The 14,234-nt window shown below is 63.6% G+C and carries 12 protein-coding genes; 7 read left to right on the top strand and 5 right to left on the bottom strand.

The window, feature by feature from the left end; all coding sequences use genetic code 11:
- Positions 1 to 95: 95 nt before the first annotated feature.
- A complete protein-coding gene (locus ACGLHT_RS06685; protein ID WP_274120045.1) occupies positions 96 to 1,760 on the top strand; it encodes an FMN-binding glutamate synthase family protein in 1,665 nt (554 codons plus the stop codon).
- A gap of 127 nt (positions 1,761 to 1,887) precedes the next feature.
- Here the strand turns inward: ACGLHT_RS06685 and ACGLHT_RS06680 are convergent, their stop codons facing one another.
- Entirely contained in the window at positions 1,888 to 3,207 is a 1,320-nt protein-coding gene (locus ACGLHT_RS06680) for an OprD family porin (RefSeq protein ID WP_137162783.1), read from the bottom strand.
- 504 nt (positions 3,208 to 3,711) lie between these two features.
- On the opposite strand from ACGLHT_RS06680, the gene ACGLHT_RS06675 reads away from it, so the two are divergent.
- A complete protein-coding gene (locus ACGLHT_RS06675; RefSeq protein ID WP_274078837.1) occupies positions 3,712 to 5,790 on the top strand; it encodes a TonB-dependent siderophore receptor in 2,079 nt (692 codons plus the stop codon).
- Between the two features lie 132 nt (positions 5,791 to 5,922).
- On the opposite strand, the gene ACGLHT_RS06670 is transcribed toward ACGLHT_RS06675, so the two are convergent.
- Together ACGLHT_RS06670 and aguA are read right to left on the bottom strand one after the other, a co-directional pair.
- Positions 5,923 to 6,120, bottom strand: coding sequence for a hypothetical protein (locus ACGLHT_RS06670; protein WP_085618334.1), 198 nt, complete (start codon positions 6,118 to 6,120; stop codon positions 5,923 to 5,925).
- A 185-nt stretch (positions 6,121 to 6,305) separates the two neighbouring features.
- Positions 6,306 to 7,412, bottom strand: coding sequence for an agmatine deiminase (gene aguA, locus ACGLHT_RS06665; protein WP_137162781.1), 1,107 nt, complete (start codon positions 7,410 to 7,412; stop codon positions 6,306 to 6,308).
- A gap of 279 nt (positions 7,413 to 7,691) precedes the next feature.
- On the opposite strand from aguA, the gene rfbC reads away from it, so the two are divergent.
- Genes rfbC through ACGLHT_RS06645 form a run of 4 tightly spaced genes read left to right on the top strand, consistent with a single transcriptional unit; the run spans position 7,692 to position 11,952 of the window.
- Positions 7,692 to 8,237 (top strand): dTDP-4-dehydrorhamnose 3,5-epimerase, encoded by a 546-nt coding sequence (rfbC, locus tag ACGLHT_RS06660; protein WP_137162780.1) that lies wholly within the window; start codon positions 7,692 to 7,694, stop codon positions 8,235 to 8,237.
- A gap of 42 nt (positions 8,238 to 8,279) precedes the next feature.
- Positions 8,280 to 10,094, top strand: coding sequence for an ATP-binding protein (locus tag ACGLHT_RS06655; protein WP_025337341.1), 1,815 nt, complete (start codon positions 8,280 to 8,282; stop codon positions 10,092 to 10,094).
- A complete protein-coding gene (locus tag ACGLHT_RS06650; protein ID WP_025337340.1) occupies positions 10,091 to 11,497 on the top strand; it encodes a sigma-54 dependent transcriptional regulator in 1,407 nt (468 codons plus the stop codon). Before ACGLHT_RS06655 ends, ACGLHT_RS06650 begins: the two co-directional genes overlap by 4 nt.
- Complete coding sequence (locus ACGLHT_RS06645; RefSeq protein WP_085664163.1) at positions 11,497 to 11,952, top strand: YiiD C-terminal domain-containing protein; 456 nt, start codon at positions 11,497 to 11,499, stop codon at positions 11,950 to 11,952. Before ACGLHT_RS06650 ends, ACGLHT_RS06645 begins: the two co-directional genes overlap by 1 nt.
- A 135-nt stretch (positions 11,953 to 12,087) precedes the next feature.
- Here the strand turns inward: ACGLHT_RS06645 and cysQ are convergent, their stop codons facing one another.
- Complete coding sequence (cysQ, locus tag ACGLHT_RS06640) at positions 12,088 to 12,927, bottom strand: 3'(2'),5'-bisphosphate nucleotidase CysQ (RefSeq protein WP_137162778.1); 840 nt, start codon at positions 12,925 to 12,927, stop codon at positions 12,088 to 12,090.
- Positions 12,924 to 13,490 (bottom strand): ADP compounds hydrolase NudE, encoded by a 567-nt coding sequence (gene nudE, locus ACGLHT_RS06635; protein WP_013970466.1) that lies wholly within the window; start codon positions 13,488 to 13,490, stop codon positions 12,924 to 12,926. Before nudE ends, cysQ begins: the two co-directional genes overlap by 4 nt.
- Positions 13,491 to 13,554: 64 nt before the next feature.
- Between nudE and yrfG the strand changes: the two genes are divergently transcribed.
- Entirely contained in the window at positions 13,555 to 14,217 is a 663-nt protein-coding gene (gene yrfG, locus ACGLHT_RS06630) for a GMP/IMP nucleotidase (RefSeq protein ID WP_003257447.1), read from the top strand.
- Positions 14,218 to 14,234: the final 17 nt, after the last annotated feature.

Genomic DNA, 14,234 nt, shown 5'->3' with positions numbered 1-14,234 from the left:
ACGCGATCAGGTAACAGTCTTTTACCGATTACCCAGGTTTTCCCCTCCCCGCCTTTGCCTATCCTATGCCCGGTCATCCTGCCTGCGATGGACCCATGAAACACTCTCTACCCAGCCGCTACGCCTGCCTCGCCCTCTGCCTGCTGTTCACCTTCACCAGCCTGCCGCTGCTACCCCAGCATGCCTGGCTATGGCCGTTGACACTGATCACCGCGCTGCTCAGCCTGGTCGGCCTGAACGACCTGCGGCAAAGCCACCACGCCGTGCGCCGCAACTATCCGATCCTGGGCAACATCCGCTACCTGATCGAAACCATCCGCCCGGAAATCCGCCAGTACCTGATCGAGGGCGACGACGACAAGCTGCCGTTCTCCCGCTCGCAGCGTTCGCTGGTCTACGCCCGGGCCAAGAACGAAAGCGCCGAGAAGGCCTTCGGCACCCTCAACGATGCCTACTTGCCCGGCTTCGAGTTCATCAGCCATTCCATGCTGCCAGTGGCCACGCCAGACCCGGCATCGTTCCGCATCGCCATTGGCGTGCCGCAATGCCGCCTGCCCTACTCGGCATCGATCTTCAATATCTCGGCCATGAGCTTCGGCGCCCTCAGTGCCAACGCCATCGCTGCCCTGAACCGCGGTGCACGCATGGGCCGTTTTGCCCATGACACCGGCGAAGGCAGCATCAGCCCGTACCACCGCGAACATGGCGGTGACCTGATCTGGGAAATCGGCAGTGGCTACTTCGGCTGCCGCACCGAGGACGGCCGCTTCGACCCACAGCGCTTCGCCGAGCAGGCGCGCTCGCCGCAGGTGAAGATGATCGAGATCAAGCTCAGCCAGGGCGCCAAGCCGGGCCACGGCGGCATCCTGCCGGGGCACAAGGTCAGCCCCGAAATTGCCGCAACCCGTGGTGTGCGCGTGGGCGAGGATTGCATCTCGCCGGCGGCGCACAGTGCCTTCCGTACCCCGGTCGAGTTGCTGCAGTTCGTTGCCAGCCTGCGCGAGCTGTCGGGCGGCAAGCCGGTGGGGTTCAAATTCTGCCTGGGCCACCCTTGGGAGTTCATGGGCATTGCCAAGGCCATGCTGGCCACTGGCATTACTCCGGACTTCATCGTCGTCGATGGCAAGGAAGGCGGCACCGGGGCGGCGCCACGCGAGTTCAGCGACAACATGGGCGTGCCGATGCGCGAGGGCCTGATGTTCGTGCACAACACCCTGGTCGGCCTGAACCTGCGCGCCAGTATCCGCATTGGCGCGGCAGGCAAGATCGTCAGCGCCTTCGACATCGCCAGCGTGCTCGCCATCGGGGCGGACTGGGTCAACTCCGCGCGCGGCTTCATGTTCGCCATTGGCTGCATCCAGTCGCAGAGCTGCCATACCAACAAATGCCCGACCGGCGTGGCCACGCAAGACCCGCTGCGCCAGCGCGCCCTGGTGGTGCCGGACAAGGCCGAGCGGGTGGCAAGCTTCCACCGCAACACGCTGCATACGTTGGCCGAAATGTTGGCTGCCGCTGGCCTGGAACACCCTTCGGAGCTCAAGCCCAAGCACTTGGCGCGGCGTATCAGCCCTAGCGAAATCGGGCTGTTCTCGGACCTGCACACATTCCTCAAGCCGGGCGAATTGCTCAGTGGCTCGATTGAAAGCGAGTTTTATGCGCGGATGTGGCAGATGGCGCGTAGTGACAGCTTTGCGCCGGAGACTGGGGCGGGGGAGGTGAAGGTTGCTGGTGTGCGGCGCAGGGAAGTGGAGCCTGCGTGAAAGCCGGGGGCCGCTTTGCGGCCCTTTCGCGGCACAAGGCCGCTCCTACAGGAGTACGCAATCTCATGTAGGAGCGGCCTTGTGTCGCGATGGGCTGCAAAGCAGCCCCTAGGCCATCAGATCAGGATCAGAAGATGCTGATCGGGTACTCGACGAATACGCGGACTTCGTTGCCGTCGTCGTTGTAACCGTTCTGCTGCACGGCGTTGTTGGTACGCACGAACGAGCTACGCAGCTTGATCGACAGGTCCTTGGCCGGGCCGTCCTGCACCACGTAACGGATCTGGTTGAAGATCTCGCGCTCTTTACCTTCACCGAAGCCCTGCGGGTTGTCGACGTTGCGGGTGTTGATGTTGTCACCCACCACGTAGGCCAGCTTGTAGGTCAGGCCCGGGATGCCGTAGGCACCGAAGTCCAGGCCGTAGCCCAGCTGCCAGGAGCGCTCGTCTTCGGCGTTGAAGTCGGACCAGTACGAGTTGGCCAGGTAGATGGTCGAACCACCGTCACCCACGCCACCCTCGTTCTGGTACCAGCCGTAGTTGTAGCCGGTGCTGCCGGTGCTGCGCTGGTGGGCGATGGTGAACGAGTGCGCACCGAACGCGTAGGTAGCTGCCAGGCTCCAGATGGTGTTGGAGTCGCCGTTGAGTTTGGCGCTCTTGACGAACTTGTTGTCGATGTCCGACTTGTAGCCGTTGAAGTCCAGGGTCAGGGACTGGTCGTTGGCGATCGGGAAGACGTAGTTCAGGCCCAAGTAGTGCTTCTTCATCACGTCTTCGTTGTCGGCGGTGTACAGCGAAGCGGTGAAGTTGTCGGTGAACTTGTAGCTACCACCAAGCACGTTGATCGACTTCAGGCCACCACCGTCACGGCGCTCGGCGCTCTTGCGCGCTTCCTGGGTGAAGCGGCCGGCGTTCAGTTCCAGGCCCTGGATCTCTTTGGAGGTGATCAGGGTACCGGTGAAGCTTTCTGGCAGCAGACGGGCGTCGTCGTACTGCAGCACTGGCAGTGCCGGCATCTGGTCACCGTACTTGAGCACGGTGTTGGAGATGCGGAACTTCACTGCAGCGCCACCACGGGCCAGGTTGTGCGGCGAGTTGGCGTTGCCGTTCTCGTCCTTGAAGTCCGAAGGCTTGAAGAAGTCGACACCGGCGCCACCGTTGTGGCCCTTGCCGCCGTCCAGACGCACGGCGTACAGGCCGAATGCATCGACGCCGACACCGACGGTGCCCTGGGTGAAGCCGGAGGAGAAGTTGGCGATGACGCCCTGGCCCCATTCGATCTGGTCGTCGGTGCCGTGCTTCTTGTCACGATTGATGTAGGCGTTACGCAGCAGGACATTGGCGTGGCTGTCCTCGATGAAGCCTTTGCTTTCGGCCTGTTCACTGGCCTGTGCCTGGGTCGCGGCGACCATCGCCAGGGCGACCAGGCTGATCCTGGTTTTCAACATGTTGTTTTCCTTATTTCTTAATCAAAAACGCTCTGCAATATGACGCCAGGAACCAACGCCCCTTCGTAGGTTCGACGCTATGCGGATCCAGACTGGAAGGCCTGCCGATAATCACACGGCGGCCTCTGGCAGCAGCATGGCCAAGATCATGGCCAGCAGGCGTTGGCCGAATCCTAGCCGTGTGCGATTACAAATGTCAAAAAGTCGTGAAATGCAGGTTGATATAACCAAAATTGCCTGTGGGTCTGGTGCATTTCCATGCAGGGTTGCGCTATCAGCGGACAATTTATCTTGTGTAGGAAATAGCCTTTTGATCGAACGGACAATTTCCGGTGAGGGCGCTTTCGCAGCACAAGGCTGCTCCTGCACGGAAACGCGGCGCAGCAGCGACCGTAACAAACTGACACAGATGTAATGACAACCCTTTACAAATACTCAAGCAAGAGCAAATAACAAGCATTACCATCCGCACCTCTTTTTCACCTGCTCGATCCGGATGTGCCCATGCTTGTACCCTGCCGTCTTTCACCCCTGACGCTTGGCCTGTCGCTGCTGTTCGGCGCCAGCCTGGCCAGTGCCGCCACCACCACCCTGCCGGAACTGTCGGTAACCGCCGACAGTGAGCGCGAAGAGGACAACCCGCGGGTCAAGGAGGTAAGCACCGCGACCCGCACCTCGACGCCGGTACGTTATGTGCCGCAGGCCATCGACACGGTGAAGACCGTCAACGTGCTGGATTACGGCAGCAACACCCTGGGCAAGGCGCTGGAAGGCATCCCCAACGTCAGCAGCGGTGCCGACACCCGCTTCGACAGCGTGCGCATCCGCGGCTTCGAAGCCAGCAACGACTTCTACCTGGACGGCATTCGCGACGACAGCCAGTACATCCGCGACCTGCATAACATCGAGCGGGTCGAAGTACTCAAGGGGCCGGCAGCGGTGCTTTATGGCCGTGGCAGCCAGGGTGGTATCGTCAACCGGGTGAGCAAGGCGCCGGAGCACGGCCGCCGTTCGAGCATCGAGGCACAGGCTGGCAGCGAAGACCTGCGCAGCCTGTATGCCGACCTCAGTGCCGACCCCAGCGACACCGTCAGCCTGCGCCTGAACATGGGCAACCAGGACAACAACAGCTTCCGCGACGGCATCGACGGCAGCCGCCAGCTGTTCGCCCCGTCGATCAGCTGGCAGGTCACCCCCGACCTGAACTGGCTGGTGCAATACGAATACAGCCGCTACAACCGCACCCCGGACCGTGGCATCCCCGGGGTCAACGGCCGCCCGGCAGATGTCAGCCGCAGCACCACCTATGGCGACACCCAGCGCGACTACATCGAGGACCGCGCCCAGTCGCTGCGCTCGCGCCTTAACTACCAGCTGAACGAAACCTGGCAGTTGCGCCATACCTTGGGCCTGTTCAAGCTCGACAGTGAGTTCGACAACACCTATGTCACGGGCTACGACGCCAGCACCGACACCTTGACCCGCCAGCGCTGGCAGCAAGACCTGAACACCCGCAACCTGTTCAACAACCTGGAGGCCGAGGGCGACTTCGACACCCTGGGCCTGGAGCACAAGCTGTTGCTGGGCCTGGAGTTCGGCAACCAGAAGCGCGACCCGGTGCTGTACAAAGCGGTCGACCAGAAGCTGCAGGGCCTGGGCAAGCCCGGCCGCGACCAGCAGCTCAATGGCCCGATGACGGTGTTTAGTGACAACCATACCGTGGTCGATAGCCGCGGCCTTTATCTGCAAGACCAGATCCGCTTGAACGATCAGTGGCAAATCCTGGCTGGCGTGCGCTTCGACCAGTTTGAAGTGGAAACCACCAACAAGGATGGCGTGCGCGAAACACAGGACAGCAACAGCACCAGCCCACGCCTGGGTGTGGTCTACACACCGTGGCGCGACCATTCGTTCTACGCCTCGTGGAGCAAGACCTTCTCGCCTGTAGGTGGCGGTCTGATCGGCATCACCCCAGGCGCAAAGGGCAACGGTAACGATGCCAAGCCGGAAGAAACCCGCCAGAAAGAAATCGGCGTGAAAAGCGACTGGCTGGACCAGCGCCTGACCACCACCCTGGCCATCTACGAGCTGGAACTGTACAACCGCCGCACCCGCGACCCGATTGTTCCGGAAAACATCTTGCTCAGCGGCATGCAGCGTTCGCGCGGTATCGAGCTGACCGCCACTGGCAACATCGTTGGCAACTGGTACGTGCGCGGTGGCATCGGCCTGCAGGACGCGACCATCGTCAAGGACAACAACGGCCAGGAAGGCAACCGCATCAATGACGTGGCCAAGCGCAACGGCAGCCTGTTCGTGACCTGGAAACCGGAACTGGGCTGGTACGCCGAAACCGGCCTGACGCTGGTGGGCGAGCGTTATGCGGACAACCAGAACACCACGGTGCTGCCGGGGTATGGTCGCTGGGATGCATTGGCGGGGTACCGCACGCAGGACTGGGATGTGCGGGCGGCGCTGAGCAACATTGCCGACAAGACCTACTACAGCTCGGCGACCAGTGCGGCGCAGATCCAGGTGGGTGACCCGCGTAGCCTGGTGGTGACTGGCAGCTACAGCTTCTGATTTTTATTGCCTGTGCCGGCCTCTTCGCGGCTAAAGCCGCTCCCACAGGTACCCCACATGTATCGAGCCCAGTGGGGTACCTGTGGGAGCGGCTTTAGCCGCGAAGGGGCCAGCACAGGTTTAAGCAATCGATCAGTGCCACACCGCCATCAGCGCCTGCATTTCTGCTTCGCTGATCAGCCCTTGGGGGTATCGTCCGGCAAGCAGACGTTGTGGGTCGGTCGTCCTGACCCTGATGCTTCCATGGTGTTTCAACCACTTCGCCACAAGCCTGAGCGATTGGTGATTCACTGCCGATGGGCGCAAAGCCGACTCACTTGCTGCGTTCATCTCTACACGTACTCCCTGGCCCGTGAGCGGCTAATCTACGTAAGGATTGTTACAGATCCGAGAGCGCGGCATGGCCGAGCTATCTGACTGAAAACAATACAAAACATATGCCAGCACAGGCCTGCGGACGGCCCCGGAAACAAAAAAGGCCCGTCATCTGACGGGCCCCTTCATTCAACGTGCGCTCAACGCTTGACCGGTGCCGGCTGCTGCTGGGTCAGGCAGTGGATGTTGCCACCGCCCAACAACAACTCGCGACCTGGGATCATCACCACCTCGTGGTCGGGGAAGATCTTCGCCAGAATCGCTCTGGCTTCGGCATCTGCCGGGTCGTCGAAGCTTGGCGCGATGATGCCGCCGTTGACGATCAGGAAGTTCACGTACGAGCCGGCCAGGCGCACCGACGGGTCACGCTCCTGGCTGCCGGCCACCTGATCGACACCGGCACACTCTTCGGCGGTGGCGAACAGCGGACCCGGGATTGGCATCTTGTGCACGATGAATTCACGGCCCTTGGCATCGCGGGTGTTCTTCAGCACCTCCATGGCGGCATGGCAGCGTGCATAGTTGGGGTCGTTGGAATCATCGGTCCAGGCCAGTAACACTTCGCCCGGGCGCACGTAACAGCAGAAGTTGTCGACGTGGCCATCGGTCTCGTCGTTGTACAGGCCATCCGGCAGCCAGACCACGGTGTCCACCGCCAGCTGGTCGCGCAGCACCGCTTCGATCTGCTCGCGGTTCAGGTGCGGGTTGCGGTTGCGATTGAGCAGGCACTCCTCGGTGGTGATCACGGTGCCTTCGCCGTCCACGTGGATCGAGCCGCCCTCGAGCACGAAACCTTCGGTGTGGTAGCGCTGGCAGCGCTCCATTTCCAGGACCTTGGCCGCCAGCTCCTCGTCGCGGTTCCACGGTGCGTACAGGCCGCCGTCAAAGCCGCCCCAGGCATTGAAGCCCCAGTCCACGCCACGCACTTCACCCTGGTCGTTGATGACGAAGGTCGGGCCGGTGTCACGCACCCAGGCGTCGTCGTTGCTGATCTCGACCACGCGGATGTTCGGCTGGTCGAGCTTACGACGAGCATTTTCGTACTGGCCAGCGGAAACCGCGACGGTTACCGGCTCGAAGCGGGCAATGGCCTTGGCCAGGGTCACATGGGCAGCCTGCGCCGGCTTGCCGCCCAGGCGCCAGTTGTCGGGGCGCTCCGGCCAGACCATCCACACCTGGGTTTGCGGGGCCCACTCGGCGGGCATGTGGAAACCATCGGCACGGGGAGTGGAGTTGAGGGTTTTCATGGTTAACCTCTGTGATGGCCCTGAGCCGGACTGTGCTGGGGCGTTTGTCAATTTATAACCGATATATATCGATATTTGAAGCCCGACAATCGGGAAATCTATGAACGAATACCGCTAGTAAATCGATAACAATCGAAACATACGCAACCTTGGCCGAGAACCAAAGCGGCACGACCTCTACCATAGCCAGCCCTTGTGAATGCCGTTGAAGCCCAAGGCGGAAAAAACGGCCAGACCGGCTAGGGTCAATACATGAGCAGAACGGGCCAGCGAACCGCCATGAACATCATCCCTACCGCGATCCCTGAAGTACTGATCATCGAGCCAAAGATTTTTAGTGACAGCCGTGGTTTTTTCTTCGAGGCGTTCAACGCCCGTGAGTTCGCCCGGCAAACCGGCGTGAATGTCGAGTTCGTCCAGGACAACCATTCGCGCTCCATCAAGGGTGTGCTGCGTGGCCTGCACTACCAGGTGGCAAACACCCAAGGCAAGCTGGTGCGCGTGGTGCAGGGGGAAATCCGTGATATTGCCGTGGACGTGCGCAAGAGCTCGCCAACCTTCGGCCAATGGGTCGCGGTGCAGCTGTCGGCCGACAATCATCGCCAGTTGTGGATTCCGCCCGGCTTCGCCCATGGCTTTGCAGTGATAAGCGAGTCGGCCGAGTTTCTCTACAAGACCACCGACTACTACAACCCGGGCGCCGACCGCTGCATCCGCTGGGATGACCCGACGCTGGCCATCGACTGGGGGCTGCAGCAGCCACCGGTGCTGTCGGACAAGGACAAGCTCGGCCTGCCGCTGGCAGAGGCGGAACTGCTGCCTTAACTAGCGCATAATTGCGGCAGACTTTTCTGGCGCCTTTACGTGATGATTGCAAAACCCACGCCCCCACGCCGTCCCCGCTGGCGCAGCCTGGCCCTGTTGGCCCTGTGCCTGGCCCCGTTACTGTGGCCCCTGCATCACCTGGCCGAACGTTACTACCAGGAAGAACTGGCCTCGCAGAACCGCCAGACCCTCGACCTGTACGTCGCCAACCTGCTCGGTACCCTGCACCGCTACGAAACCTTGCCGCAGATACTCGGCGACCTGCCGGCGCTGCGCGGGGTGCTGGCCGACCCGTTCCGCCTGGAAGCAGTGACCAATGCCAACCGCCTGCTCAAGGACATCGTCCAGCAGACTGGCGCCGAGGTGATGTACCTGATGGACGTCAGCGGCAATACCCTGGCCGCCTCCAACTGGGACAAGCGCGACAGCTTCGTCGGCCGCAACTTCGCCTTCCGCCCCTACTTCAACGAAGCCATGGCCGGCCGCCTGGGGCGCTTCTTTGGCCAGGGCACCACATCGGCCAAGCGCGGTTACTTCTTCGCCGCCGCCGTGCGAGACCGTGAACGCATCGTTGGCGTACTGGTGGTCAAGGTCGACCTCGACCATACCGAAACCCTGTGGGGCCGAACCCCCGAGCAGCTGTTGCTGACCGACCACAATGGCGTGGTCATCCTGACCTCGCGGCCCGACTGGCGCTTCCGCGCGACCCGCGCGCTGACCGAGGCCGAGCGCCAGGCCATCATCGCCATCCAGCCCTACCCGACCCAGGCCCCGCAACCGCTGGTGCTGAACCAGGATGCCTGGATCAGCCAGACCCGCGACATCAAGGAAACCGGCTGGCAGGTCAGCATCCTCGCCCCGCGCATGCTGGTCGACCGTTCGGTGCAAACCGTGATGGCCATCGGCGCTGGCACCCTGCTGGTGCTGATGCTGCTGGCCGGCCTGGTGATGCAGCGGCGCCGTCACTACATCGACCGCATCGACTTCGAGGCACGTGGCCGCCAGGAACTGGAAAAACGCGTGGCCGAGCGCACCGCCGACCTCGAAGGCCTGAACACCCGGCTCAAGAGCGCCGTACTGGAGCGCGAGAACGCCCAACAGGAGGCTGTGCGCGCTCAGGACGAACTGGTGCAGGCCGGCAAGCTGTCGGTGCTCGGCACCATGTCAGCCAGCATCAGCCACGAACTCAACCAGCCGCTGGCCGCCATCCGCAGCTACGCGGAAAACGCCGAGATCCTGCTCGACCACCAGCGTACCGAAGACGCCCGCGGCAACCTCAAGCTGATCGGCGAGCTGACCGGGCGCATGGCCTCGATCATCGCCCACCTGCGCGCCTTCGCCCGTCGTGACCGCCATGCCCCGGAGAGCGTGGCCCTGCAGCCGGCCCTGGACGATGCCCTGGCGCTGCTGGCCAAGCGCCGCCGGGCGATGGCCGTCGAGCTGATCCGCGACCTGCCGGAAGCCACCTTGTGGGTACAGGCCGGCGAGACCCGCCTGCGCCAGGTGCTCGGCAACCTGCTGGCCAATGCCCTCGATGCCCTGACCGAAAAGGCCAACCCGCGCCGCCTGTGGCTAAGTGCCGAGCAGCGCGATGACTGCGTCTACCTGTACATTCGCGACAACGGCCCCGGTTTCAGCCGCCAGGCCCTGGAGCACGCCAAGGAGCCGTTCTTCACCACCAAGACCCGCACCCAGGGCCTGGGCCTGGGCCTGGCCATCTGCGAAAGCCTGATGCGCGCCCTGGGCGGTGAACTGCTGCTGGCCAACCACCCGGAAGGTGGCGCACTGCTGACCCTGCAGCTGCGTGTGGCCGCGCCTGGCGCTACTTTGCCCAATTCGGAGGACCCCTCGGCATGACCACCGAGACACTGATCGACAGCCGAGCCCAGGTCATCCTGGTCGATGATGACCCGCACCTGCGCCAGGCCCTGAGCCAGACCCTGGACCTGGCCGGGCTCAAGGTGGTCGCCCTGGCCGATGCCCAGGGCCTGGCCGAACGCATCGAAGCCGACTGGCCCGGGGTGGTGGTCAGCGACATCCGCATGCCGGGCATCGATGGCCTGCAGTTGCTGGAACAACTGCACGGCCGTGACAATGAACTGCCGGTGCTGCTGATCACCGGCCACGGCGATGTGCCGTTGGCGGTGCAGGCGATGCGCGCCGGCGCCTACGACTTCCTGGAAAAACCCTTTGCCAGCGATGCCCTGCTGGACAGCGTGCGCCGCGCCCTGGCCCTGCGCCGTCTGGTGCTGGACAACCGCAGCTTGCGCCTGGCCCTGAGCGATCGCCAGCAACTGGCCACCCGCCTGGTGGGCCAGTCGCCGTCCATGCAGCGCCTGCGCGAGCAGATCGGCGCCCTGGCCGGCACTCGCGCCGATGTGCTGATCCTGGGTGAGACCGGTGCCGGCAAAGAGGTGGTGGCCCGCGCCCTGCACGACCTGTCCAGCCGCCGCGACGGGCCATTCGTGGCGATCAACGCCGGCGCACTGGCCGAGTCGGTGGTCGAAAGCGAGCTGTTCGGCCATGAGCCCGGGGCGTTCACCGGCGCGCAGAAACGCCGCATCGGCAAGTTCGAGTTCGCCAACGGTGGCACGCTGTTCCTCGACGAAATCGAGAGCATGAGCCTGGATGTGCAGGTGAAACTGCTGCGCATGTTGCAGGAACGGGTGGTCGAGCGCCTGGGTGGCAACCAGCTGATCCCGCTGGACATCCGCATCATCGCCGCGACCAAGGAGGATCTGCGCCAGTCGGCCGACCAGGGGCGTTTCCGCGCCGACCTGTATTACCGCCTGAACGTGGCGCCGCTGCGTATTCCACCGCTGCGCGAACGCGGCGATGACATCCTGGTGCTGTTCCAGCACTTCGCCGACGCCGCCAGCCAGCGCCATGGCCTGCCGCCACACGCCCTGCAGCCGGCCCAGCGCGCCATGCTGCTGCGTCACGACTGGCCCGGTAACGTACGCGAGCTGCAGAACGCCGCCGAACGTTTCGCCCTTGGCCTGGAACTGGCCCTGGACGGCCAGGCGCCACCTGCGGCAATGCCTGCGGTACCGATGCCGAGCGGCAACCTCAGCGAACAGGTCGAGCAGTTCGAACGCTCGCTGATCGCTGCCGAACTGGCCCAGCCACATAGCTCCATGCGCAGCCTGGCCGAGGCGCTGGGTATCCCCCGCAAGACCCTGCACGACAAGCTGCGCAAGCATGGCTTGAGCTTCGACGGCGGTAGCGGCGGGCATGACGATCAAGAGGACAACCGTTAATGAACACCGATAGCCAGTACTTGCAGTCCGTCCTGCACGGCGACATCCCCCTGACCCGCGAAATGGGCCTGGAAGTGCTCGATTGGCAGCAGCACACCCTGCGCCTGCAATTGCCGCTGGCGGCCAACGTCAACCACAAAAGCACCATGTTCGGCGGCAGCCTCTACTGCGCCGCGGTGCTGGTGGGTTGGGGCTGGCTGCACCTGCGCCTGCGCGAGCTGGGGATCGATGACGGGCATATCGTCATCCAGGAAGGGCAGATCAGTTATCCGCTGCCGGTTACCGGGGCGGCGGTGGCCCGCTGTGCGGCGCCGGATGAAAAGACCTGGGAGCGGTTCTTGACCATGTACCAGCGCCGCGGGCGGGCACGGTTGACGCTGGAGACCACGGTGAGCAATGCCGGTAGTGACGAGCCTGCTGTTACCTTCAGCGGCCAGTACGTGCTGCACCGCTGAAACCAATGGACTGTCGCGACTCCTGTAGGAGCGGCCTTGTGTCGCGATCGGGCCGCGAAGCGGCCCCGGCAATTAATGCGGCAATGCTGAAACCCTGGGGCCGCGCTGCGGCCCGATCGCGACACAAGGCCGCTCCTACACGATCATGTCCGCCTGGCAGATCAGGCTCAGGAAGGCTTGGCGCCACGCAGCATTTGCCGGCAACGCCAGGAAATGCGGGTTGAGCAACGACTCCCGCGCCGGGTACCGGAACGGCAAGCCATCCAGCCCGATTACCTCCCCACCAGCCCCTTCCACCACGCCCTGCGCCGCCGCGGTATCCCACTGCGAGGTCGGTGCCAGGCGTGGATAGCAATCGGCGCTACCCTCGGCCAACAGGCAGAACTTCAGCGAACTGCCGATATTGGCCAGCTCCAGCTCACCCACCGCAGCCCCCAACCCGGTCAACAAGGCTTCCTGTTCCGGGCTGGAATGGCGACGGCTGGCAACCACGGTGAAACGCCCACCCGCCGGCGGCGCGTTGCGTACCTGGATCGCCTGGGCGACCTCACCCACTTCCGCACGCCAAGCGCCCAACCCGCGACCACCGAAGTAGCAGCGCCCGTTGGTCGGCATGGAAACCACGCCAAACACCACCTCGCCGTTTTCGACCAGGGCGATGTTGACCGTGAACTCTTCGCTGCCGGCAATGAATTCCTTGGTGCCGTCCAGCGGGTCGACCAGCCACCAGCGGCTCCAGCCCTGACGCTCGGCCAGCGGAATGTTGCAGTCCTCTTCTGACAGCACCGGGATCTGCGGCGCCAGCGCCAGCAGGCCATCGGCAATCACCCGGTGCGCCGCCAGGTCGGCGGCGGTGACCGGCGAATCGTCGGCCTTGTTGGTCACGGCCACATCGGCGCGCCAGAACGGCAAGATCGCTTCGCCCGCCAACAGGGCCAGCTTGACCACTTCGTGCATCAATTGCAGGTCGTTCATGCTTCCAGCAGCCCCCGCTGAATCAGCAGGTCACGCGCCAGGTACAACGCCGCCAGGGCACGCCCCTCGGTGAACTGCGGGTGCATGGCCAGGGCCGAAAGTTCGCGCAGGTTGACCTTGTCGACCCGCATCGGCTCCGGCTCGTCGCCCTCCAGGCGCTCCTCGTAAAGGTCGCTGGCCAGCACCACCTGGATCTTCTGGCTCATGTAGCCCGGCGACAGCGACAGCTCGGTCAGGTGCTCCAGCTGGCGCGCGCCATAACCGGCTTCTTCCTTGAGCTCCCGGTCGGCTGCCGCCAGCACGTCCTCGCCCGGCTCGATCAGGCCTTTGGGCAACGACAGCTCGTATTCGTCGGTGCCGCCGCAGTATTCCTCCACCAGCACCGCGTGCTCGGCATCGAGCATGGCCACGATCATCACCGCGCCGTAGCCATTACCCCGGCCCACCAGGCGCTCGTAGGTACGCTCGTTGCCATTGCTGAAGCGCAATTGCACGGCTTCGACGCGAAACAGGCGGCTGCTGGCGACGATTTCGCGGCTGAGGACGGTGGGTTTCTGGCGCATGGGGCGGCTCCTTGGCGTGAACGGGTTACTATACCGTGGCTTGCCGACTGATCGAGAGTTTCCCATGCCTGTTCTTCCCTGGTCCGCCATCGATACCGTCCTGCTGGACATGGATGGCACCCTGCTCGACCTGCATTACGACAACCGCTTCTGGCTGGACCACCTGCCCCAGCGCTATGCCGAGCTGCACGGGGTGAGCCGGGCCATGGCGGAAATGGAGCTGCAGCCGCTGTTCGAACGCAATGCCGGCACGCTGAACTGGTATTGCCTGGACTTCTGGAGCCGCGAACTGCGGCTGCCGATCCGCGAGCTGAAACAGGAAATCGCCGACCTGATTGCCCTGCGCCCGGATGCCGATACTTTCCTTGCCGCGATCCGCGACGCGGGCAAGCGCGTGGTGATGATCACCAATGCGCACCGGGATTCGCTGTCGCTGAAGCTGGAGCGGGTGGAGCTGGCGCCGTATTTCGAACGGCTGATCAGCTCGCATGACTACGGCTACCCGAAGGAAAGCCCGCAGTTCTGGGACGCATTGCAGGCGGACATCGGCTTTGAACCGGAGCGCAGCCTGTTCATCGATGACACTCTGGCGATCCTGCGCAGTGCGCGACGGTTTGGCGTGGGGCATCTGCTGGCGGTACGCCAGCCGGATAGCCAGGCAGGGCCGCGGGATACCGAGGAGTTTGCGGCGGTCGAGGATTACCGGGAATTATTGGTAGGCCTGTGAAGGCCCTTTCGCGGGTA

Source organism: Pseudomonas sp. PsB, assembly GCF_043658375.1.
GTDB lineage: Bacteria > Pseudomonadota > Gammaproteobacteria > Pseudomonadales > Pseudomonadaceae > Aquipseudomonas > Aquipseudomonas putida_Z.
This window is presented reverse-complemented; position numbering and strand designations above follow the sequence as displayed.

Coding starts and splice junctions, on each gene's coding strand:
- ACGLHT_RS06685 (WP_274120045.1), top strand. CDS start 96: ATGAAACACTCTCTACCCAGCCGCTACGCCTGCCTCGCCCTCTGCCTG.
- ACGLHT_RS06680 (WP_137162783.1), bottom strand. CDS start 3,207: ATGTTGAAAACCAGGATCAGCCTGGTCGCCCTGGCGATGGTCGCCGCG.
- ACGLHT_RS06675 (WP_274078837.1), top strand. CDS start 3,712: ATGCTTGTACCCTGCCGTCTTTCACCCCTGACGCTTGGCCTGTCGCTG.
- ACGLHT_RS06670 (WP_085618334.1), bottom strand. CDS start 6,120: ATGAACGCAGCAAGTGAGTCGGCTTTGCGCCCATCGGCAGTGAATCAC.
- aguA (WP_137162781.1), bottom strand. CDS start 7,412: ATGAAAACCCTCAACTCCACTCCCCGTGCCGATGGTTTCCACATGCCC.
- rfbC (WP_137162780.1), top strand. CDS start 7,692: ATGAACATCATCCCTACCGCGATCCCTGAAGTACTGATCATCGAGCCA.
- ACGLHT_RS06655 (WP_025337341.1), top strand. CDS start 8,280: ATGATTGCAAAACCCACGCCCCCACGCCGTCCCCGCTGGCGCAGCCTG.
- ACGLHT_RS06650 (WP_025337340.1), top strand. CDS start 10,091: ATGACCACCGAGACACTGATCGACAGCCGAGCCCAGGTCATCCTGGTC.
- ACGLHT_RS06645 (WP_085664163.1), top strand. CDS start 11,497: ATGAACACCGATAGCCAGTACTTGCAGTCCGTCCTGCACGGCGACATC.
- cysQ (WP_137162778.1), bottom strand. CDS start 12,927: ATGAACGACCTGCAATTGATGCACGAAGTGGTCAAGCTGGCCCTGTTG.
- nudE (WP_013970466.1), bottom strand. CDS start 13,490: ATGCGCCAGAAACCCACCGTCCTCAGCCGCGAAATCGTCGCCAGCAGC.
- yrfG (WP_003257447.1), top strand. CDS start 13,555: ATGCCTGTTCTTCCCTGGTCCGCCATCGATACCGTCCTGCTGGACATG.